Origin of the sequence: Paenarthrobacter sp. DKR-5, from assembly GCF_018531425.1 — a bacterium.
Lineage (GTDB): Bacteria > Actinomycetota > Actinomycetes > Actinomycetales > Micrococcaceae > DKR-5.
In genome coordinates, this window is record NZ_JAHBOI010000001.1 from 517,623 (window position 1) to 538,047 (window position 20,425).

At 67.5% G+C, this 20,425-nt stretch carries 23 protein-coding genes; 9 read left to right on the forward strand and 14 right to left on the reverse strand.

Going from position 1 to position 20,425, the window contains the following annotated elements:
- Window positions 1-38: 38 nt before the first annotated feature.
- The 6 genes from KIH31_RS02555 to rpmB all read right to left on the reverse strand — a co-directional run bounded on the left by KIH31_RS02555 (window position 39) and on the right by rpmB (window position 5,442).
- A complete protein-coding gene (locus tag KIH31_RS02555; RefSeq protein WP_214425473.1) occupies window positions 39-1,958 on the reverse strand; it encodes an NHL domain-containing thioredoxin family protein in 1,920 nt (639 codons plus the stop codon).
- Window positions 1,958-4,033 carry a cytochrome c oxidase assembly protein gene (locus KIH31_RS02560; RefSeq protein ID WP_374224839.1) on the reverse strand — a complete coding sequence of 692 codons (2,076 nt, stop codon included), beginning with the start codon at window positions 4,031-4,033 and terminating at the stop codon, window positions 1,958-1,960. Before KIH31_RS02560 ends, KIH31_RS02555 begins: the two co-directional genes overlap by 1 nt.
- Before the next feature lie 186 nt (window positions 4,034-4,219).
- A complete protein-coding gene (locus tag KIH31_RS02565; protein WP_214425474.1) occupies window positions 4,220-4,504 on the reverse strand; it encodes an HU family DNA-binding protein in 285 nt (94 codons plus the stop codon).
- A 224-nt stretch (window positions 4,505-4,728) separates the two neighbouring features.
- Complete coding sequence (gene rpsN / locus KIH31_RS02570) at window positions 4,729-5,034, reverse strand: 30S ribosomal protein S14 (RefSeq protein WP_214425475.1); 306 nt, start codon at window positions 5,032-5,034, stop codon at window positions 4,729-4,731.
- Between the two features lie 4 nt (window positions 5,035-5,038).
- Entirely contained in the window at window positions 5,039-5,206 is a 168-nt protein-coding gene (rpmG, locus tag KIH31_RS02575; RefSeq protein ID WP_214425476.1) for a 50S ribosomal protein L33, read from the reverse strand.
- Window positions 5,206-5,442, reverse strand: coding sequence for a 50S ribosomal protein L28 (rpmB, locus tag KIH31_RS02580; RefSeq protein WP_214425477.1), 237 nt, complete (start codon window positions 5,440-5,442; stop codon window positions 5,206-5,208). The genes rpmG and rpmB overlap by 1 nt, the downstream gene beginning before the upstream one ends.
- Window positions 5,443-5,863: 421 nt before the next feature.
- Here rpmB and KIH31_RS02585 point away from each other — a divergent pair, with 421 nt between their 5' ends.
- From KIH31_RS02585 to KIH31_RS02595, 3 genes are all read left to right on the forward strand, one after another.
- Complete coding sequence (locus KIH31_RS02585; RefSeq protein ID WP_250545348.1) at window positions 5,864-7,276, forward strand: ferric reductase-like transmembrane domain-containing protein; 1,413 nt, start codon at window positions 5,864-5,866, stop codon at window positions 7,274-7,276.
- A gap of 89 nt (window positions 7,277-7,365) precedes the next feature.
- On the forward strand, window positions 7,366-7,860 hold the full coding sequence (locus tag KIH31_RS02590; RefSeq protein ID WP_250545349.1) for an FMN-binding protein: 495 nt from the start codon (window positions 7,366-7,368) through the stop codon (window positions 7,858-7,860).
- A gap of 1 nt (window position 7,861) precedes the next feature.
- Window positions 7,862-8,659 carry an FAD:protein FMN transferase gene (locus KIH31_RS02595; protein WP_250545350.1) on the forward strand — a complete coding sequence of 266 codons (798 nt, stop codon included), beginning with the start codon at window positions 7,862-7,864 and terminating at the stop codon, window positions 8,657-8,659.
- Here KIH31_RS02595 and KIH31_RS02600 read toward each other — a convergent pair.
- The 4 genes from KIH31_RS02600 to KIH31_RS02615 all read right to left on the reverse strand — a co-directional run bounded on the left by KIH31_RS02600 (window position 8,656) and on the right by KIH31_RS02615 (window position 12,114).
- A complete protein-coding gene (locus KIH31_RS02600; protein ID WP_214425479.1) occupies window positions 8,656-9,468 on the reverse strand; it encodes an SGNH/GDSL hydrolase family protein in 813 nt (270 codons plus the stop codon). The genes KIH31_RS02595 and KIH31_RS02600 overlap by 4 nt on opposite strands.
- A gap of 95 nt (window positions 9,469-9,563) precedes the next feature.
- A complete protein-coding gene (locus tag KIH31_RS02605) occupies window positions 9,564-10,055 on the reverse strand; it encodes a MarR family winged helix-turn-helix transcriptional regulator (RefSeq protein WP_214425480.1) in 492 nt (163 codons plus the stop codon).
- Between the two features lie 36 nt (window positions 10,056-10,091).
- Window positions 10,092-11,006: an SGNH/GDSL hydrolase family protein gene (locus KIH31_RS02610; protein WP_307857507.1), complete on the reverse strand. Its 915-nt coding sequence runs from the start codon at window positions 11,004-11,006 to the stop codon at window positions 10,092-10,094.
- Window positions 11,007-11,076: 70 nt separating this feature from the next.
- Complete coding sequence (locus KIH31_RS02615) at window positions 11,077-12,114, reverse strand: glutathione S-transferase family protein (RefSeq protein WP_214425481.1); 1,038 nt, start codon at window positions 12,112-12,114, stop codon at window positions 11,077-11,079.
- Window positions 12,115-12,234: 120 nt separating this feature from the next.
- Here KIH31_RS02615 and KIH31_RS02620 point away from each other — a divergent pair, with 120 nt between their 5' ends.
- A complete protein-coding gene (locus KIH31_RS02620; RefSeq protein WP_214425482.1) occupies window positions 12,235-13,125 on the forward strand; it encodes a hypothetical protein in 891 nt (296 codons plus the stop codon).
- A gap of 156 nt (window positions 13,126-13,281) precedes the next feature.
- Entirely contained in the window at window positions 13,282-13,647 is a 366-nt protein-coding gene (locus KIH31_RS02625; RefSeq protein WP_214425483.1) for a hypothetical protein, read from the forward strand.
- A 344-nt stretch (window positions 13,648-13,991) separates the two neighbouring features.
- On the opposite strand, the gene KIH31_RS02630 is transcribed toward KIH31_RS02625, so the two are convergent.
- On the reverse strand, window positions 13,992-14,531 hold the full coding sequence (locus tag KIH31_RS02630; protein WP_214425484.1) for a GNAT family N-acetyltransferase: 540 nt from the start codon (window positions 14,529-14,531) through the stop codon (window positions 13,992-13,994).
- A 182-nt stretch (window positions 14,532-14,713) separates the two neighbouring features.
- On the opposite strand from KIH31_RS02630, the gene KIH31_RS02635 reads away from it, so the two are divergent.
- A complete protein-coding gene (locus KIH31_RS02635) occupies window positions 14,714-15,151 on the forward strand; it encodes a VOC family protein (protein ID WP_214425485.1) in 438 nt (145 codons plus the stop codon).
- A gap of 147 nt (window positions 15,152-15,298) precedes the next feature.
- Here the strand turns inward: KIH31_RS02635 and KIH31_RS02640 are convergent, their stop codons facing one another.
- From KIH31_RS02640 to KIH31_RS02650, 3 genes are all read right to left on the reverse strand, one after another.
- Window positions 15,299-15,868 (reverse strand): dienelactone hydrolase family protein, encoded by a 570-nt coding sequence (locus KIH31_RS02640; protein WP_214425486.1) that lies wholly within the window; start codon window positions 15,866-15,868, stop codon window positions 15,299-15,301.
- Window positions 15,869-15,963: 95 nt separating this feature from the next.
- Window positions 15,964-16,731: an EAL domain-containing protein gene (locus KIH31_RS02645; RefSeq protein WP_214425487.1), complete on the reverse strand. Its 768-nt coding sequence runs from the start codon at window positions 16,729-16,731 to the stop codon at window positions 15,964-15,966.
- An 87-nt stretch (window positions 16,732-16,818) separates the two neighbouring features.
- Window positions 16,819-17,382, reverse strand: coding sequence for a dihydrofolate reductase family protein (locus KIH31_RS02650; RefSeq protein ID WP_214425488.1), 564 nt, complete (start codon window positions 17,380-17,382; stop codon window positions 16,819-16,821).
- Between the two features lie 143 nt (window positions 17,383-17,525).
- Here KIH31_RS02650 and KIH31_RS02655 point away from each other — a divergent pair, with 143 nt between their 5' ends.
- From KIH31_RS02655 to KIH31_RS02665, 3 genes are all read left to right on the forward strand, one after another.
- Complete coding sequence (locus KIH31_RS02655; RefSeq protein WP_214425489.1) at window positions 17,526-18,785, forward strand: phosphatidylserine decarboxylase family protein; 1,260 nt, start codon at window positions 17,526-17,528, stop codon at window positions 18,783-18,785.
- A 76-nt stretch (window positions 18,786-18,861) separates the two neighbouring features.
- Complete coding sequence (locus KIH31_RS02660) at window positions 18,862-19,575, forward strand: HAD family hydrolase (RefSeq protein WP_214425490.1); 714 nt, start codon at window positions 18,862-18,864, stop codon at window positions 19,573-19,575.
- Window positions 19,576-19,585: 10 nt separating this feature from the next.
- Window positions 19,586-20,416 (forward strand): enoyl-CoA hydratase/isomerase family protein, encoded by an 831-nt coding sequence (locus KIH31_RS02665; protein ID WP_214425491.1) that lies wholly within the window; start codon window positions 19,586-19,588, stop codon window positions 20,414-20,416.
- The last annotated feature ends 9 nt before the right edge of the window (window positions 20,417-20,425 follow it).

Consider the following 20,425-nt stretch of genomic DNA (forward strand, 5'->3'; position numbering starts at 1 on the left):
GGGGGAAGTGACGGCACTTTGAAGGCACTCGCCGCCGGTTAGTCCATGCCGCGCAGGTCCAGCGTCAGGCTGGTCTCCCCCGTTGCGTCAAGGAGCACCGGAATGCCCCAGTCCTGCTGGTACAGGTGGCAGGCCGCGTGGTCCGGGATCTCGCCGTCGGCATCGGCAGGACCGTCGCAGGCTGCGGCCCGGGCGGTGATGTGCAGGACGCCCTCGGGGATGTCCTGCGAGAGCGTTAGGGTGCGCTGCAGGCCCGTAGAGGTCCCGCCGCCGTCCGTCAGCAGTTCCGGCGGCGTCGAGGAGATCTTCAGTTGGGTCGGGTCCCCCCAGCGGTCGTCAAGCTTCTGGCCGGTGGGCGCGGTGAACCGCACGGTCAGCTCGAACTGCCCTGCCGCCACGGCGGTCCGCGGGCGCTGGGTCTGCGCGGCGCCTTCGTCCACCTGCTGGGCTTCCTTCGGGATCGGAAGGCGCACCAGCTGGTGCCTGTTCGCTTCCACGACAATGAGCAGCGGCTCCGGGCCGCTGGCGTCCAGCAGCACGTCGGACGGTTCGGCCAGGCCGCGGGCCAGCGTCGAAAGGGTCCTGGTCGACGGGTCGTACCGGCGGACGGCGCCGTTGTAGGTGTCGGCCACGGCCACGGACCCGTCGGGCAGCACCGTCACACCAAGCGGGTGCTGCAGGCGGGCCTGGCCGGCAGCGCCGTCGCGGAAGCCGAAGTCGAACAGCCCGGTGCCGACCGCGGTCTCCACGGTGGCCCCATCCTCGCCGAAGCGCAGCACGCGGACCGCGGACGTCTCCGAATCCGCCACCCAGATGTTGCCGTCGGCGTCCTCGGCAAGGCCGGATGACTGGGCGAACCAAGCCTCCGGGGCCGGGCCGTCGAGCAGGCCCTCCAGGGCGGTCCCGGCGATGATTTCCAAGGCCCTCGCCGCGGGGTCGTAGCTGAAGAGCTGGTGCACGCCGGCCATCGCGACGACGACGGCGTTCGCCTTGCGGGACCAGACGACGTCCCACGGGGAGGACAGGGCCACTTCCAGGGGATTGTGGTGGCGGTGGACCTCGACTGCGGGTTTCTCATCGAGCGGGGCGTCCGGGGAGGCAATGAGCCGCTGGACGCCGTTTCCGGCCACGGTCTGCACCTGGCCGGAGGAGAGCGAGACGGCGCGCAGGCGGTGGTTGACCGAATCGGCGACGATCACGTCGTACCCGAGCTGCCAGGTCAGCTCCGCGGGCAGCAGCACCAGACCCTGCGGCTCGTTGAACTGCGCAACCTCCGCCTGCCCGTCGCGGAAGCCCTTCGTGCCGGAACCGATCACCCGCTCCACCGTGGCCAGGTCCGGCCCAAGCTCCACGAGACGGTGGTGGCCGGTGTCGGAGACGAGGAAGTTGCCGTTGGGCAATGCGAGGACCTTGCCGGGGAACCGCAGGTCTCCCGCCGTCGGCTCCGGGGCAACGTAGGGGCCGGACCCGCGGTGCAGCGTCCCTTTCGCGTCGTGTTCGGCGACCAATTCCTCCACGAGGGACTCCAGCCCGTTGGCATGGCCCTCACCGGAGAGGTGCGCCACGATGTACCCCTCGGGGTCGATCACCACGAGCGTGGGCCAGGCGCGGGCGGCATATGCCTGCCAGGTTGCCAGCTCGGGGTCATCCAGTACCGGGTGGGTGATTTCGTAGCGCTCGACGGCGGCCGCAAGGGCCACCGGGTCCGCTTCATGCTCAAACTTCGGCGAGTGCACGCCCACGGTGACGAGCACGTCCGAGTACTTCTGCTCAAGCGGCCGCAGCTCATCCAGGACGTGGAGGCAGTTGATGCAGCAGAAGGTCCAGAAGTCCAGCAGCACGATCTTGCCGCGCAGGTCCTCAAGGGAGACCGATTTTCCTCCCGTGTTCAGCCAGCCGCGGCCCACGAGCTCGGAGGCGCGCACACGGTAGTTGGTTCGAACGGTTTCCTGGGGCACTAGGGGCGCTCCTTCAGCTTCTCGTCGCGCTGGGCGAGTTGGGCAAACATATCGTTGTAAGCGGTCAGGTCGGCGTCGTTATTCCGGTCCGCTGCACGGTCCCGGCGCTTGGTTTCCCGTGCGTCGGAGCGGGACCAGGACACGGCGACCCCGATTGCGACCAGCACGGTGGGGATTTCGCCGATGCCCCAGGCAGCGGCGCCGCCGAGCTGTTGGTCCGCGAGGGCCGAGGGCCCCCAGGGTCGGCCGAGGTTTCCGAAGTACGAGGCCTCGAGAAGGGTGGTGGAGCCCATGATGGCGACGCCGAAGAAGGCGTGGAACGCCATGGTGGCGAGCAGCAGCACCAGCCGCAGGGGGTACGGCGCCCGGCGCGGGACCGGGTCGATGCCGATCAGTGAGAGCACGAAGAGGTACCCGGTGATCAGGAAGTGCAGGTTCATCAGCTCATGGCCTACGTGCTCGCGCATCGCGAAGCCGAAGGCGTCCGAGTAGTAGAACAGAATGATGCTGCCCGCGAAGTTCGCAGCGGCGAACAGCGGATGCGTGACGACGGCGGAGAACCGTGAGTGGACGATGACCAGGACCCACTCGCGCAGGCCGCGGGAACCGTCGCTGCGCGGAGTCAGGGCGCGCAGCGCCAAGGTGATCGGCGCACCGAGCACCAGGAAGATCGGGGCGACCATGGTCAAGGCCATGTGGTCCACCATGTGCGCGCTGAACAGTATCCGGCCGTACACCGCCGGGGGCCCGGACGTGATGTAGGTGAGCGCCACGAGGCCCACCAGCCACGGCACGGTGCGCAGCCACGGCCAGCTGTCCCCGCGCCGTCGGACCTTGGCGACGCCGGCGAGGTAGCTGGCGGCGGCGAACACCGCGAAGGCGACCCACAGCCAGTCCAGCCGCCACTCGGTCCACCAGCGGCTGGCCGTCAGCTCCGGGGGCAGCGGGTAGCCGCTGAGCAGCACCGCCGGCGGGGTGTCCGGAGCGAACGTGGCCGGCTGCGGCGGCGCGGACCGGCTCAGCGCGACGGCGATGCCGCTGGTGGCCCCCATGACGGCAAGTTCGACGAGGATGAGCTGCCAGAGCACACGCGCGGCCGAGCCGTTCGAGCCGCCGAGCTGCGGGATCACCCACTGACGGTGCATGAACCCGACGGCGCCAAGCACCAGGGTGGCGACCGTCTTGGCCAGGACCAGCTGGCCGTAGGAGGTGTTGAACAGATCGTCCCAGCTGGTGATCCGGATGGCGGCGTTGACGACCCCGGAGGCGAAGACCGTGAAGAACGCGGCGAGGGCGAGGCTCGAGAACCGCTGCACCACCGGCCGGGTGTGCTCGCCGAGGGTCCGGGACACCGCCGCGAGCGCGATGATGCCGCCCACCCAGAGCGCAACGCCGACCAGGTGCAAACCAAGCGAGTTGATGGCACCCTCGTGGTCCGCGGCACTGGCCGAGTGCCCGATCAGGGCCATCGGCACCAGGCCCCCGACGGCCAGCAGCAGCGTCAGCCCGAGCCCGGTGAGGCTGCGGACACCGAAGACCAGGGTGGTGACGATGGCGGCGATGATCACGATGGAGAGCCAGGCCCGGCCGGTCGGCAGGTCCGTCATGTAGTACACCAGCTGGCCGGTGTACTCCTGGCCGCCGCTCAAGGGCTGGCCGGCAATGTCCGAGTAGGTCAGGACGAGCACTGCGATGGCCGAGACGGTCCAGACGGCGGCGGCTGCCGCGGCCAGCGAGAGCGCACGGGTGAACGCGGGGTGCTCGGGCCCGTCCTCGCGCCCGGCGCGTCCGCTGCGGGCGCCCCGGGCATTGCGCGGCAGGATCACAACCGCGAAGACGAGGGCGCCGATTACGCCGGCGACAGCGATGTTGTGCACGGCCTGGGCCACGGGAAGGCCCCAGCGCACCAGGGCGCCCGGGTCGGACACGGCGCGGGCGGCAGCCGCCCCCGAAAAGAGCAGTCCGCCAACGAGGCCAAGGACGAGTGCGGCGAGGCCAAGCAGCAGCCACGGGTTGGAGATCCCGGGCCGGGAGCTGCGGGCAGGGAGTTTTCGGTCGGCTACTGCTGAGGGCACCTCTCCATTGTCCGCCAGCGGCGCGCACGCACCCAATCGCCCCGGCCCGTTGGGCGGCCGAGCGGCCAGTTGCGGTGGCCTGCGCGCGCAGGAAGCCGCCGCGACTGGCCGCTCGCGCTCCACCGCGGAGACGGCAAAGGGCGGTGACCATGCGGTCACCGCCCTTCGAAGTTCGCGGAAGAAGAGTTACTTCTTGGCGACAGCAGCCTTCAGCTTGGAGCCGGCGGTCAGCTTGACGCTGTGGCCCGCGGCGATCTGAATGGTCTCACCCGTCTGCGGGTTGCGGCCGGTGCGTGCAGCGCGGTCGGTGCGCTCGACGGCAAGCCAACCCGGGATGGTGATCTTCTCACCCTTGGCGACGGACGTCTCGAAAACCTCGAACAGGGCGTCGAGCACACCGTTGACGGCAGCCTGGCTGTTGCCGGACTTCTCGGCGACGGAGGCGACGAGTTCGCTGCGGTTGATAGCCATATTTGTCCTCCTGGACTTTCAGGTTGGATGAGCCGGCACGCAAGCCGCGTACAGGCCACTGGTCGAAAACTTACCAGCTTGGCACCCATAATCCGGCAAATTTGGCGGAATTTGGGGGTTTTTCCCGTGATTTCCCGCCCACGGGGCCCCAACCGAGCCCTGCCGGGAATGCAAAAGGGCGGCAACCGTATGGTTGCCGCCCTTTTGGAATCCGTTGCCGGGATTTACCAGCTGGACTTGGTCACGCCGGGGAGTTCGCCGCGGTGGGCCATCTCACGGAAGCGGACACGGGAGATCCCGAACTTCTGGAAGGTGCCACGCGGGCGGCCATCGATCTGGTCGCGGTTGCGCAGGCGGACCGGAGAAGCGTTGCGGGGCAGCTTCTGCAGGCCCAGACGGGCAGCTTCGCGGGCCTCGTCGGTCGCGTTCTCGTCGACCAGGGTCTTCTTCAGCTCGGCGCGCTTCGCGGCGTAGCGCTCCACGATGACTTTACGCTGTTCGTTCTTAGCGATCATTGACTTCTTAGCCATGTGCTTAGCGCTCCTCTCGGAATTCGACGTGCTTGCGGATCTTCGGGTCGTACTTCTTCAGGACCAGGCGGTCCGGGTCGTTACGACGGTTCTTGCGGGTGACGTAGGTGTACCCGGTGCCCGCGGTAGACTTCAGCTTGATGATCGGACGGACGTCCTGCTGCTTTGCCATTAGAGCTTCACCCCGCGTGCCAGGATCTGGGCGACGACGGCGTCAATTCCGCGCACGTCGATGGTCTTGATGCCGCGCGCGGAAACCGTCAGCGTGACATTGCGGCGCAGGGACGGAACCCAGTAGCGCTTCTTCTGGATGTTCGGATCGAACCGGCGCTTGTTGCGGCGGTGCGAGTGCGAAATGCTGTGTCCAAAGCCCGGCTCGGCTCCGGTCACCTGGCAGTGTGCTGCCATGACGACTCTCCTCTAAAGAATGAATAAATAAGTGCAGAGCTACCTGCGGTTGGTTGCGGCCAGGGGCGTCCTGTCACCAGAGGTGGACCCGTTGCTGCCGCAGCTTGGCTGCGGGAAACGGCGGAAGTCGGAAAGCTGACGAGCTATGCTGCGAAAGTCTCTTCACTCCAAGGCAGACGGAAGCACGCAACCTGAGCCCCTAACTACCGGCCCGCGGGACGTGAGTCACCGCCAACCGGAGCAATTGCGCACGCTCCGCGCCACCTAGCGCCCTCCTATCCTAGATTCCCGGGCCGATTAAGGCCAATCCGGACGGTTCGGGAGGGCGGCGGCACCGCACGACGACGGTGAATTATCAGTCATGCGGGCACTACAGCGCATTCACAGCAAGTAAACAGGATCCGTCAGCAAGATTTAATCCATGAGCACCCGTCTACTGCAGCAGCCCGTACGCAGCAGCGCCGTCGAGCACCGGATCCGTAACCGGTTCCGCGTTCGCATGCTCCGCACCGATTTCCTCACCGTCCTGTGCTGGGGTTCGGTTGCGGCGGCCCTGGCGCTGTTCCTCGCCGACGGCGGAGCACGCAAGTTCGCGACGATCCCGGACGCCCTGACCTCCATCGGGATCGTCGCCGGCCTCGTGGGCACCGACCTGGTGTTCGTCATGCTCCTGCTCGCTGCCCGGCTGCCCTTCATCGACCACACCATCGGCCACGACAAGGCCATGGCGTTCCACAAGAAACTCGGGAAGCCCTCGCTGTACTTCCTGCTCGCGCACGGCGCGTTCCTGCTGCTGGGCTACGGCGCCGCCGCCAAAATGAACCCGCTCGCGGAGGCCGTAGACCTGTGGAACACGGTCGGAGACATGCCGCTGGCATTCATCTCGATGGCGCTCTTCATTGCCGTCGTCGTGTCCTCCCTGGTGGCGGTCAGGCGCAAGTTCCCGTACGAGTTCTGGTACGCCATTCACCTGCTGACCTACGCCGCCGTCCTGACGGCGCTTCCGCACCAGTTCAGCGTCGGCAGCCTGTTCGCTGAAGGAACGTGGCAGCGCTGGTACTGGATCGGGCTGTATGTAATAACCGGTTCGGCCCTGGTCATCTTCCGGGTGATCGCCCCCATCGACCTCACCCTGCGTCACAAGCTCACGGTGTCCCGGGTCACCCTGGAGGCCCCCGGCGTCGTCAACATCGAGATGACCGGCCTTGACCTCGCCTCCCTGCAGGCGGAGGGCGGACAGTTCTTCATCTGGCGCTTCCTCGCCCCAAGGCTGTGGTGGCATGCCCACCCGTTCTCGCTTTCGGCCGCGCCCGGGGCGAACAGCTTGCGCATCACCGTCCGCGACCTGGGCAGGGGTTCGGCGAAACTGGCAGGACTGCGGCCCGGAACCCGCGTCGTCGTGCAGGGACCCTACGGGCTCTTCACCGAACGGGCCCGAAGCCGCCGCCGGCTGGTGATGATCGGCGCCGGAATCGGCATCACGCCGATCCGTTCGTTGCTGGAGCGTTCAGCGTTCGACCCCGGCGAGGCCGCAGTGGTGCTGCGCAGCGGCAGCGACGAGCACCTCTACCTGTACGACGAGATCTATAACCTGTGCGCCAGCCGCGGCGCCAGGCTCTACGTCGCGATGGGCCAGCGGGCCCGCGGCGTCGACTCCTGGCTGCCCGAAGAGGCACTGCGCGCCGGTTACGAGCTCCGCTCCTACGCCCCGGAAGTGGCCGATGCCGACGTCTACGTCTGCGGGCCGCGCAACTGGGCGGACCTGGTGGTCCGGGACGCGAAGCTGGCCGGCGCCTCCGACGAACAGATCCACTACGAAAGGTTCGACTGGTGAGAAGACGAGGAATAGCAGCAGCAACACTGGCTTCCGCAGGCATCCTCGCCGCCGGATTGCAGCTCGGCGCACACTCAGGGACGTCAGTATTGGCCGGACAGGCCGCCAGCAGCAACGGCGGCGGAGAAAAGCCCGGCACGGGGCCCGCCACCGGCAGCAGCTCCTCCGGTTCCGGGGCAGCATCCGGTTCCGGGTCCGCCTCGACCGGCTCCTCCGCCGGTTCGGGCAGCACGGGTTCGGGCAACGCCAGCTCGGGAAGCAGCGGGTCGGGAAGCAGCTCATCGTCAGGCTCGACGGCGAAGAGTGGCACCTTCACAGGCCAGAGCGTCTCCACCCCCTACGGGAACGTGCAGGTACAGGTGACCATTGCTTCCGGCAAGATCGCCGAGGTTACCCCGCTTCAGCTCACGGACGCGGACGGCCGCTCCCAGATGATCAGCTCCCAGGCCGCACCGATGCTGCGCTCCGAAGTCCTCCAGGCCCAGTCCGCCAATGTGCAGTCCATCGGCGGGGCCACCTACACCAGCGAGGGCTACCTGACGTCGCTGCAGTCGGCGCTGGACGCCGCAAGCTACAAGGGCTGAGATGGAGCAACCCGACGGCGGCGGGACGCCCCTCTCCACCAACACCTTCAGTTCCATGGGAACGGTCGTGAGCCTCTCGTTTCCGGCCGCCGTCGACCCGCTCTTGCAGGACGCCGCACTCGCCGCGGCCGACGAAGTCTTCCACGCCCTGGATGAACGGTTCAGCCTCTACAGGCCCGCATCCGAGCTGAGCCGGCTCAACGAGGGCACGCTGCGGCTGGCCGAGGCGTCCCCCCAGCTGCGCGCCGCCTACCAGCAGGCCGCGGACTGGCGTCTCAGGACGGACGGGGCCTTCACACCGGACCGCCCGGACGGCGCGCTGGATCTGTCCGGCATCGTCAAGGCCCTCGCCATGCAGGACGCGGGCAACGCCGTCCGGTCCTTGGGGCTGGCGGACTGGTGCCTGAACGCGGGAGGCGACGTGCTTTGCGCCGGCCGCCCGGCCGAGGGCTCGGACTGGACGGTCGGCATCGTGGACCCGGCGGACCGTTCCGCGCTCGTCACCGTTGCCCCGCTCGACCCCGCCGCCGGACGCGCGGCGGTGGCAACGTCAGGCACTGCGGAGCGCGGCGAGCACATCTGGGCGGCCGGTGCCGGCGCCGGGGCGCGAACGTTTGCCCAGGTGAGCGTGGTCGCGGCCGACATCGTCACGGCGGACGTTCTCGCCACGGCGGTGATCGCCGGGGGCCAGGCCATGCTGGACAAGGCCGTCGGCGGCTGGGACGTCGAGATCTTCGCCGTCGACCGTTCCGGCCAGTTGCTGGCGACGCCACTCTTCCGCGCGCCGGCGGCCGGCTAGTCCCCCGCCGGGGCGCCCTGCGGCTGAACGGCCGGGCGGGCAACCGGATCGAATCGTGTCAGCCGGGGATACCGGGGCGACAGCGCGTCCCCCGAGGACACGCCGCGCAGCCGGCGCCCCAGCCATGGCCCCACGTACGTGCGCGCCCAGTCCGCGTTCGCCCGGATGCTCTGCAGCGCCGTCAGCACGGGCAGGTCCGGCAGTGCCGGGTGCTCGGTGAGGTCCTCGGCTTCGATCAGCGCCAGCACCTTCTTCGCCATCAGCAGATGCCCGGCCGCGGACATGTGCATCCTGTCCTGGCCCCACATCCGCCAGTCGCGGAACTCCCTCATCCGCCAGTAGTCAACGATCAGGGCGCCGTGGTTGTCGGCGATTTCGCGCACCAGCTCGTTGTAGATCGCTGTCCGGCCGCGCATGGTCCCGAATACGGCGGAGGCGCTCGCGTCAAAGCCTGTGAAGAGGAGCACCGTCGCGCCCGAGGCCCGCAGCCGGCGCACGCCGTCGTCGTACCGGGCCATCAGGGCGTCGATGTCGATCCGCGGCCGCAGGATGTCGTTGGCACCGGCATAAAGGGTCACCAGGGTGGGCGCAAGGGCCAGCGCGGCGTCCACCTGCTCGTCCATGATTGCGCGGAGCTTCCGGCCCCGGATGGCCAGATTGGCGTAGCCGAACGCCGGATCGGCCAGCATCAGCTGCTCGGCCACCCTGTCGGCCCAGCCCCGGACACCGTTGGGCAGCGAGGCATCATCGTCCCCCACGCCCTCCGTGAACGAGTCGCCCAGTGCCACGTATCTGGCCGAGAATTCCATCGCTTTGCTCCTCACGCGTCCGTCGTCCGGCGTCAATTGTTCCACGCCGCTGACAATGGGCCGGCGGTCCGTTCGTTGTGCCCGGTGGCGGAGAGTCAGGATTCCTGGTCCGCCGGGCGCAGGATCCAGTGTTTCGGATCGAGGCCGGCGACAATCCGCTCGCCGATGCGGCGCAGGTCCTCGACGTCGCCCTCCTCCAAGGTGTCAAAGACCAGCTGGCGAACGTTCTCGACGTGGTCCGGCGCCAAGGAGACGATGGCGTCCATGCCCGCCTGGGTGATCGACGCCGTCGTCACCCGACCGTCCCCGGGACTGGACTGCCGCTCCACCCAGCCGCGGCCTCCGAGTTTGGTCACCACATGGGAGAGCCGGGACAGTGACGAGGAGGTGCGTGCCGCCAGCTCGGTCATGGGCAGGGCACGGCCGTGCGCCTCGGAGAGCATCGCGAGCACGGTGTAGTCGAAGAGCGTGATCCGGGCGGCCCGCTGCAACTGCGCATCGAGCGCACCGGGCAGGACTGTCATAACGGACAGCAGCGCGAGCCAGGCCTTGCGTTCCTCGGGGGTGAGCCAGCGTGCGTCCGTCATGGGCACGAGTCTAATGTCACCGCCGGCGGCGTTCCCTCACGCCTGTCCGGCGACGACGGGCCGCAGCAAGGCCGCTGCCGGCACCGGAACCGCGGCGGGCGTGACGGCGGTTTCCGGCACGGCAGCCGGGGCGACGCGGGCGGCAGGAGCGGACAGCCCCGCGAAGCCGGTCGTAAGCCGCGGATCGACCGGGCCCAGTACCGGCCAGCGAGCCGAAAGCCCGTCCCCCGATGTCCTGCCCCGGGCGCGGCGCACCAGCCAGGGCCGCACGTCGCGGTAGAGCCACGTCGCCCCGTCGGCCGCGCCGCGCCACCCCGAAGCGCCGCGTTCGGCTCCTTCAAGTGCAGCGGCGACGGCGTCGTCAAGAGCATGCGGCACGCGGAGCACCTCAAGGACCTTCGCCGCCAGATACAGATGGCCAGCCGTGGACATATGCAGCCGGTCCGCGGACCAGAGCCGCCAGTCCTGGAACTGCTCGAAGCACCACGAGTCCACCAGCAAGGCACGGTGCCGGGAGGCGATGGCACGGATGTGGCGGTTGTAACTCTGGTTGCGAGCGCGCAGCGGCGCCAGGCCAGCGGAGAGCGGTGCGTCGAAGCTGGTGAAGAGCAGCATGCGCGCCCCGCCCGCGGACAGCCGGGCGACGGTGTCCTCGAACTGCGCGGCGAGCGCACCCAGGTCGACGCGGGCATGCAGCAGGTCGTTGCCGCCGGCGCACAACGTCACCAGGGTCGGCTCCATCGCTACCGCAGCGTCCACCTGCTCTCCCACGATCTGGCCCAGCTGCTTGCTGCGCACGGCGAGGTTGGCGTAGCTGGTGTCCGGGGCGAGCTGGGCGAGCCTGGCGGCGACGAGGTCCGCCCACCCGCGGACGCCGTTCGGCAGGCCGGGGTCGGCGTCACCGACTCCTTCGGTGAACGAGTCGCCCAAGGCCACAAAACGCGTGTTCACGGCATCAGGGTAGACCCGGGGGAGGGCGGACGGGAGAGTATTCGGTAACGCCGCGCTGAACAGCGGATGACTAGGCCGCTCCGTGGCCCTCGGCCACTTCTTCGCCGGGCTTGACCGGGCCTGGTGGGGTTCCGTCGCCGAAAGGCCTGCCGCCGAGTTCTTCCCGCCCGTGCGGGGTCAGCCAGCCGCTCAGAGCCGGGCCCTTGGGCACGATCCCGGTCGGATTGATGTCCTCGTGCACGATGTAGTAGTGCTGCTTGATCTGCACGAAGTCGGTCGTGTCGCCGAAGCCGGGCGTCTGGAACAGGTCCCGGGCATAGGCCCACAGCACCGGCATTTCGGAAAGCTTCTGCCGGTTGCACTTGAAGTGGCCGTGGTAGACGGCATCGAACCGGGCGAGCGTGGTGAACAGGCGCACGTCGGCCTCGGTGATCGTGTCCCCCAGCAGGAAGCGGCGTGTGCTGAGCCGGTCCTCCAGCCAGTCCATGGCGGTCCAGAGCCGGTCGTACGCCTTGTCGTAGGCTTCCTGGGAGCCGGCGAAACCGCACCGGTAGACGCCGTTGTTCACTTCGGTGAAAACCCGGCGGTTGACGCTGTCAATTTCCTCGCGCAGCGGTTCCGGGTACAGCTGCGGCGCTCCGTCCCGGTGGAACTCGGTCCACTCGGTGGAGAAGTCCAGGGTGATCTGCGGATAGTTGTTGGTCACCACGGCGCCGGAAGCGATATCGACGACGGCGGGCACGGTGATGCCGCGCGGGTAGTCGGGGAATCGCTTGAAATACGCTTCCTGCAGGCGTTCGATGCCCAGCACAGGGTCCCGTCCGTCCGGGTCCAGATCGAAGGTCCAACTGCGGGCGTCGTGCGTGGGTCCCGGCATCCCGACCGAAATCGCGTCCTCGAGGCCGAGCAACCGGCGGACGATGAGCGTCCGGTTAGCCCACGGGCAGGCGCGCGCCGCGATCAGCCGGTAGCGGCCGGGCTCGACGGGCCAGCCGTCCCTGCCGTCGCGTGTGATGCGGTCTTCGATGTAGTTCGTGTCCCGGTTGAACTCCTGGCCGCCGGTGACGTAGGCGCCGCGGGTGCTGTGTTCGCTCGACTGGGTTGCCATGCCCCCACCCTATGCCCGCCGTTGCGGGGACAGGCAACACCGGCCATTCTCTTCCTAGGGCGCCGTCTTGTTGGGCGCGGCCTTGTTGCGGCGCCGTCGGGCGCATGTTTTCCTGATCCCGTGAGCACCGACCAGCTGTCCGACGCCGCGCGGGAGCTGTATGCGCTGCCCCCGGACGAGTTTGTCGCCGCCCGCAACGAGCGGTCCAAGCGGGCTGCGCGGGAGGGGGATAAGGAGTCAGGCGCCAAGATCAAGGCGCTGGCAAAGCCCTCCGCCGCCGCCTGGGCCCTGAACATGCTGGCACGGCAGGAGCCGGGCCTGGTCGGGTCAGTCGTCGCACTCGGCGCCGAGCTTCGGGCCGCGCAGGAGCACCCGGACCGGAAAAAGCTGACCGAGCTGGGCCGACGACGTCACGAGGTACTCAAGCAGACGGTCGACCGGGCGGGAGAGCTGTCCAAGGAACTGGGCCACCCGCTCAGCGCTGCGGCGGTCTCCGACGTCGAAAGATCACTCTGGGCCGTCCTGGCCAGCGCGGGAGCGGCCGCCGCAGTGAGTGCTGGCTCGCTCGTCAAGACGCTCTCCCCCACCGAGCTCGAGCCGCCGGACGTGCAGGCCGCGGTGGCGGTCCCCGGGGTGCTGGAGTTCAGCGCACTGCAGACAGAGCCGTCGGCCGCGCCGGTTGAATCGAAGAGCCGCCGCAGCAGCGCGGAGGCGGCCCGCCGGGCCAAAGCTGAGCGCCGGGCCGAGGACTCGGAACGCCGGGCACACGACGCGGACGCCGAGCTGGCCGCCGCCGACCATCATCTGGAGGACCTTGAGCGGCGCCGCGACGGGATGACCGCCGAACTTGAGGAACTGGAGGCGAAGATCGAAGCCGCCGAGCGCGACCTGCTCGACATCGACCGGCGTGTGCGGGCCCTCCGGCGCGACCGCGAGCGCGCAGCCCTCACCGCCGACGACGCGCGGGCGGCCGCCGACCGTGACCGGGACGAGCTGGACAGGCTTTCCTGAGCTCGTTGATGACGGCGCCCAAAGGTTCCGTGCACGGTAAGGGACCGGCTAACGGGCATCGCGAGAAAGGCATACCTATATGCCTTGTCCGTGGATGCAAGGAGTATGTCCGGTGAAGCTGGATCGGCGCTGAGCCCAACGGAGTAGAAGACAACCATGAGATACCGGCAGACAGATGAATTCACTGTTACGGCGGCACGGGCCAGCGCCGTCGAGACTCTCAGTCGGCGCCTCCAAACGTCCGGATATCGCGTTGAAGAAACCGAGTGGGGACTCGCGGCACGAACCGGCTCCGACCTTATTTTTCGCATCATGGGCCTGTTCAGCCCAAACACCGTTCCAGTCGGGCTTGAGGTTGTGCTTGAGGATGCGGGTTCCGGGACGAGGATCCAGTGCACGGCTTTTGACCGCATGGGGTGGTACATCAATGCGAAACCGGCCTTAGGGGCAGACAGAGTTCTGGACTGCAAGCTTTCGGCGGCGTTGAGCGAAGTCAGGGATGCTTTTGGCAATACGCACTAGTCCATGTCACAGTCGAGCGCCCGTCCTACGGGTTAGAGAGGATCCGCGATGAGCTTGCGATGGCCGCCCCCCTTAGTTTTCGAAATTGTCGGAACCATCGCGCTGACATTCGCTGTACTGCTTCTTTCTAAGGGAGCGGTTTCCCGAGCGGTTTCCCCCCCCCCGAAACGTAGGGAGCAGGGCGCCGAGGTGATCGAAGCTCCGCGCCACGACGTCGTACGCCTTGCGCGTCATCGACAAGTGTTCCTCATCCACGAATCGACGGTACCGCGCCGTGTTGCCTCATCCCTTGTGACGCGCACGGAACGGGATCGGCTATCGGGCACCGTTGCGGCGGACTGGAGTCACAGTTTCCTTCTTGTGAACAGAGAATCGCCGTGGACTTCGTCAGGTACTACTTGCCCGGTTTCGACAAACCCGAGTTTGGCCAGTACACGGCGTGAAGCGGTGTTCCAGTCACGGACCGTGGCCCATAGGCATCGATACCCCGACGCCTGCGCCCGCTCGAGGACGGCCCAGGAGGCCTCAGTCGCAAACCCCTGGCGCCAGACTTTGCGGAGGAACTCGAACGCCAGTTCCGGCTCTCCTTCCTGGCCGTATCCGTTGGGAATCAGTCCGCAGTATCCGATGACCTCGCCCGAGCTCTTCTGCTCTGCGGCCAGCAACCCCGGGGAGAGGTCACGGTCGCCACGACGGATCCATTCCTCGATGTCTTCCAGGGTGGGGTGTCCGTCGGGACTGATGCGACGATGCGGAAGCACCCGCGGATCACGCTCGCTCCACAACTTGCGCCGGGTGGCCGCGTCAGACACGCGCCATGGCCGCAGCAGCAGCCGCTCAGTTTCGAGGACGATCTCGAGGCGAGGTACGGATCCCTGGTCCATAGCGACAAGTATGGCGGAGCCGCCTCATCATCCTGTATCCCGTCGGGCTAAAGGGCATCGTTCCATGCACGCTGAGCGACCGGCATACGGGATACGGGCAACACGCTAACCAGGGTCAGTACCGAGGACTAGTGGTGCCTGCACCCTGGAGCCGATGGTGCCGCCTTGGTAGCTTTCAACACATGGCCATCAAACTGGAGAATGTCGGTATCGCCGTTCGCGACATCGAAGCAGCAATCGCCTTCTTCACCGATCTCGGTCTTACGGTCATCGGCCGTGACACAGTCAGCGGCGACTGGACCGATACTGCCGTCGGGCTCGACGGAAACCACGCCAACATCGCGATGCTCCAAACCCCGGACGGTCATGGTCGACTTGAGCTCTTCGAATACATCCATCCCGCGGCGATTGAGACGAACCCGACGCGCCCCAACGACATTGGCATGCACCGCGTGGCCTTCTCGGTAGACGACATCGATAAGGCGCTTGAGGTGGCTGTAAAGCACGGGTGCTATCCGCTACGCGGCGTGGCGACCTACGGCGACGTCTACAAACTCACGTACCTCCGCGGGCCCAGCGGGATCCTCGTCATGCTCGCCGAGGAACTGCAGAAAGACTGACGCCGAATCGGCCCAGTCGGCACGTATCGGTGTACGAGACGAACCATGACCTCAGGCTACCCAGACCACGACCAACGGAACGGAACGACCGACCTCCCCACCAGCCAACCGGTGCACGCTGAGGGATCCGCCGGTGTGCAGCGCCGGTCAGACGGAAGCGAGGAACGCGTGCACCCGTTCCCTGAGCAGCGCTGACGCCTCCGGGTCGTAGGCGCCGAGCGAGGAGTCGGCGAAGAGATGCTCATCGCCGGGATAAACGAAAAGCTCCGCGGCATCTGCGGACCGAACGAGCTCGCGCGCGGCAGGCAGGTCCTCGTCGAAGAATTCGTCGCCCTCTTTGCCGTGGACCTGCACCGGCACGTCCTGCGGCCATGCCTCCCCGAACTCCGAGACCGGGATGCAGGAGTACATCAGCAATGCGCCGCGGGCGCCGGGCCGGGTCTGCGCAAGCCGCTGGGCGATCGTCACGCCAAAGGAGAATCCTGCGTAAACGAGTCCGGCGTCGAGCTCGTCGGCCGCGGCGGCGCCGCGCTCCCGGATCGCGTCGAACCCCGTGCCACGCGCGAATTCGAACCCCTCCTCGATGCTGCCGAACGTGCGGCCGGCGAACAGGTCCGGGGTGTGCACCGTGTGCCCGGCTTGCCGCAGGTCGTCGGCAAAGGCCCGCACTCCGTCCGTCAGACCCTGAATGTGGTGGTAGAGCAGCACCTCGGCCATGCCGGCAATCCCCCCTGTTGGTCGATCCCCTTTGAACGTTCCGTGATGCTAGCCCGTCCCGCCGTGACAGACAACCGCCTCGACAGCCATCCCTGCTAAGCGATGGCGGGGACGCCCACAACAGATCCGGAAGATATCTGCGGAAGCTCCTCGAATGCCGGCTTCGCGAACCAATATCCCTGGAACAAACGGATGCCCATTGCTTTCAAGACCAGAAACTCCGCCTCAGCCTCGGTGCCTTCCGCGAGTACCGTAATGCCAAGCTCCCTGGCGATACCGGCGACGCCGGCAACCACGGCTTGCCGGGCCGGGCTCGTGTCGATTCCCCGGATGAGCTTCATATCAATCTTGATCAGGTCCGGCTGGAAATCGACCAAGAGCCCCAGTCCGGCATGGCCGGCGCCGAAGTCGTCGACGGCGGTGGTGAAGCCATGCTTGCGGTATTCGGTGATGATGTCGGTGAGATGGGCGGTGTCCGAGACCTCCTCATTCTCCGTGAACTCGAACATGATCGACGACGTCGGAAAGCTGCAGCGCTCGGCGGCCCGCAGCGTCGCACGAAGGCATGCAGCGGGTTCGTAAACGGCGTTGGGCATGAAGTTGATCGACAGCTTCAAGTCCTCATCCGCAGGGAACAGCTGCGATGCCAGTTCGATTGCCTTGACGCGGCAGGCCTGGTCGAAGCGGTACTTCTGCTCCGGTGAAACCTTGGACAGGACGTCAAAAGCGCCCTCACCCGACAAGCCTCTGACCAACGCTTCGTAGCCCCATACCCGGCCGGCAGCGGCGTCATAGATCGGCTGGAACGCCATGCTGAAGTCGAAGTCGAGCTTGGAAGCCGCCGTGCAGCCTTCGCATGACATATGTGGTCCTCTCGCTGGTTAGGTCCACCGTATGGCACGCGCGTTGCCGACTCCGGCATGCCGGGCCGCCCGAATACGAGATCCTGCTCAGCGTCTCTTCCGGTATCTGGTCAGCACCACGCCGCCAGGAAAGGTCCGTGTCTCCACCAGGTCCAGGTCCACCCAGCCGTCCAGCGCGGTGAAGAACGGCGTGCCGCTGCCCACCAGCACCGGACAGACGGCGAGTACGTACTCGTCGATCAACCCGGCCCGCATGGCGGCACCGGCGAGTGTAGCGCCGCCGATGCTCATCGGGCCGCCGTCCTCGGCCTTGAGCCTGGTGATCTCGGCGATCGCGTCGCCGCTGACCAGGCGGCTGTTCCAGCCGACCTGATCGAGCGTCGAGGAGAACACGACCTTCGGTGTGTCCCGCCAGTTCCGCGCGAACTCGATTTCCGCCGGAGTGGCGTCGGGCTGCTTATCACCGGTCGGCCAGTAGGAGCTCATCGTCTCCCACAGTTTGCGGCCGTACAGCGACAGGCTGTTCGCCCGCTCCTGGTCGAGCCACCACTGGAACAGTTCCTCGCTCGGCGTGCTCCAGCCGATGTCGTCGCCGGCCGCGGCGATGTACCCGTCCAGAGTCAGGTTCATGGCGTAGATCAGTTTCCGCATGGCGCCACCGTACCGGCCAGTGGTCCTGATGCCAGAGCCTTCGGTCCTCGTTTATCCGGGCGGTCCGGTCAAGGATGCCCAGCCGCCTCGTCGGGGCCGAGGCCTCTCTGGTCGGCGCTGACGAGGCGGGTAGGCTCGGGGCTATGACCTTAAATTCTTCGTCCGACCGTGTCCGACGTCCCGGAGGCTGGCTGCCCGAGCAACAGGACGAACTCGAGGAATGGATCGCCGGACACCGGGAGCGGGTGGAAGCACGTGGTGAGGATGTTCGGCTGCATCCCGTGATCGTGGAGTTCCAGGAGCTGATTGCCAGCGATCCCGTTGTCCGTTTCTACATGACGGAGATGATCGAGCAGGTTCCGAAGTCGAAGCCCTACCGCAAACGGCACCTCACGAGCGTTGACCAGCTGCTCCGGCTGATCAACGAGGTCCTGACGATGGCGCCGGAGTTCAGCGAAGGCGGCATGGTCACCACGCCGCTGACTGCGATCCTCGACTGGACCATGGGTACCGAGGCCGGTTTCGCGGCACACCGCGATCCGCGGATTGTCGCCATGTTCCGCAAGGTTCTGGATGCCTGGTGCGAATTCCTGACCAGCGAGGAGTCGCTGTATGTGCTCAATGACTCGCCCTCCGGATGGATGTCCGAGAAGGCGCAGCAGGTTGTCGGGATCGACGACTACCAGCACGACCCCCTCGCCGAGCACTGGGGCTTCACCTCGTGGAACGACTTCTTCGCCCGCCGTCTCACCCCGACGTCCAGGCCCGTCGCTGAACCCGGCGACGACAAGGTCATCGTCAGCGCCTGCGAGTCGACCCCCTACAAGATCAGTTCCGACGTTGAGCGCAGCAGCCGGTTCTGGGTCAAGGGCCAGCCCTACTCGCTCGATGACCTGCTCGCCCGGGACGAGTCAGTGGACCAGTTCGTCGGCGGAACGGTGTACCAGGCGTTCCTCAGCGCGTTGAACTACCACCGGTGGCACGCTCCCGTCGCCGGGACCATCGTCCGCGCGTACCTCAAGGACGGCACCTACTTCTCGGAGGCGGAATCGGAGGGGGCCGAGGCGGTCGAGCCGACGGTCTCGCAGTCGTATTTGGCCCACGTGTCGGCCCGGGCAATCATCCTGATCCAGGCGGACGACCCCGTCATCGGGCTGATGGCATTCGTCCCCGTGGGCATGATTGAGGTGTCTTCCTGCGTCATCAATCCGGAGATCGTCCCGGGCCACCATGTGAACAAGGGCGACGATCTCGGGTACTTCCAGTTCGGCGGGTCAACGGAATGCCTCGTCTTCCGGCCCGGGGTCATCGACCAGTTCGCCTTGGACGCCATCCCGCAGCCGCAAAATCCGCACGCACGCGCCGTGCGGGTCCGGTCGAAGCTGGCGACCGCCAGGCACTGAGGACGACGGCGCCTTTCCGGTCATCGTGCCTATGATGGCCGGGGACGGTCCCACGACGGCTCCCGGAAAGGCAGTCATGGCCAAGCTTCGCGGCGTGCTCTTCGACATGGACGGCACCCTGGTGGATACGACTTACCTGCACACCGTCGCCTGGTGGCAGGCCTTCCGGCGGGCCGGGCACGACGTCGCCATGCACGCGATCCACCGCGGCGTGGGCATGGGATCCGACAAGCTGCTGGACCACCTGCTTGGCGAAGACCGGGACACCGACCAGGACGAGGTCCTCAGCCAGACCCACGACGGGGTCTTCTCCACCTACTGGCCCGCACTGCGCAGCTTCGACGGCGCCCGGGACCTGCTGCGACAGTGCCACGACGCCGGGCTCACCGTCGTGCTGGCCTCCTCCGCCAAGGACGAGGAGCTCCAGGCGTTGCGGGCGGCTCTGGACGCGGATTTCGCCGTCGACGCTTCCACCAGTTCCTCCGACGCCGAGGAATCGAAGCCCTCGCCGGACATCCTGGAGGCCGCGCTGAAGGCGGCCGGGCTGGGCTCCGACGAGGTACTGTTCGTCGGCGACGCCGTGTGGGACGTCAAAGCCGCTGCCAAGCTGGGCATTCCGACCGTGGGGCTGGTCTGCGGCGGCTACAGCGACGCCGAGCTGCTGGACGCCGGAGCGGTCGAAGTCCACAGGTCCCCGCGTGAGCTGCTTCAGGACTTCGCGGCGAGCGCCATCGGCCGGGGACTCACCCAGGGGTGGCCGCTCGGCGGGGCTCCGGCGCCGCGAGACTGAAGCACCGGCGATGGACACACACGCAGGGCTCGGCCGGTTCGATACTCTCCTGGTGGAGGTGCTCGACGGCGTCGCCACCGTCTCGATCAACCGCCCGGATGCGCTCAACGCCCTCGCCCGTGCCGTCATCGACGACCTGGCCGAACTGGTGCGGCGGCTCCGGCACAACGTGAACCACGCGCCGGACACCGGCTGGCCGGTCCGCGCCGTGCTGCTCACCGGAGCCGGAGAGAAAGCCTTTGCCGCCGGCGCCGACGTGCGCGAGATGGCCGGCATGACGCCCGAGCAGGCGTTCGACTACAGCCGGAGCATGCAGGAGGTCACCCTCGCGCTCGAGGAACTTCCGCTGCCCGTCATCGCCTGCGTGCACGGCTACGCCCTCGGCGGCGGCTGCGAGCTCGCCATGGCCTGCGACTTCATCTACGCCTCATCGTCCGCGGCGTTCGGCCAGCCGGAGGTTGACCTCGGGCTGGTGCCGGGCTTCGGCGGCAGCGTCAGGCTGCAGCGGCTCGTGGGGCCCGCCCGCGCGCGCGAGCTCATCCTCACCGGGCGGCGCATCGGCGCAGAGGAAGCCGAGCGGATCGGGCTGGTCAACGCGGTGCTCGGCTCCAAGGAGGAGCTGCTGGCGGCTGCCCGGGCGACGGCGCTGAAGATTGCCGCCAAGTCCCCGGTCGCCGTCGGGCTCGCCAAGGAGGCGGTGCGCACGGCGCAGGGCCTGGACACCGCGGCCGCGCTGCAAGGCGAGGCAGCCGTGTTCCGGCGCGCCTTCGGCACGGCCGACATGCGCGAGGGAACGGCTGCCTTCCTCGCGCGGCGGCCACCCGAATTCCCCGGACGCTGAAGACCGTGT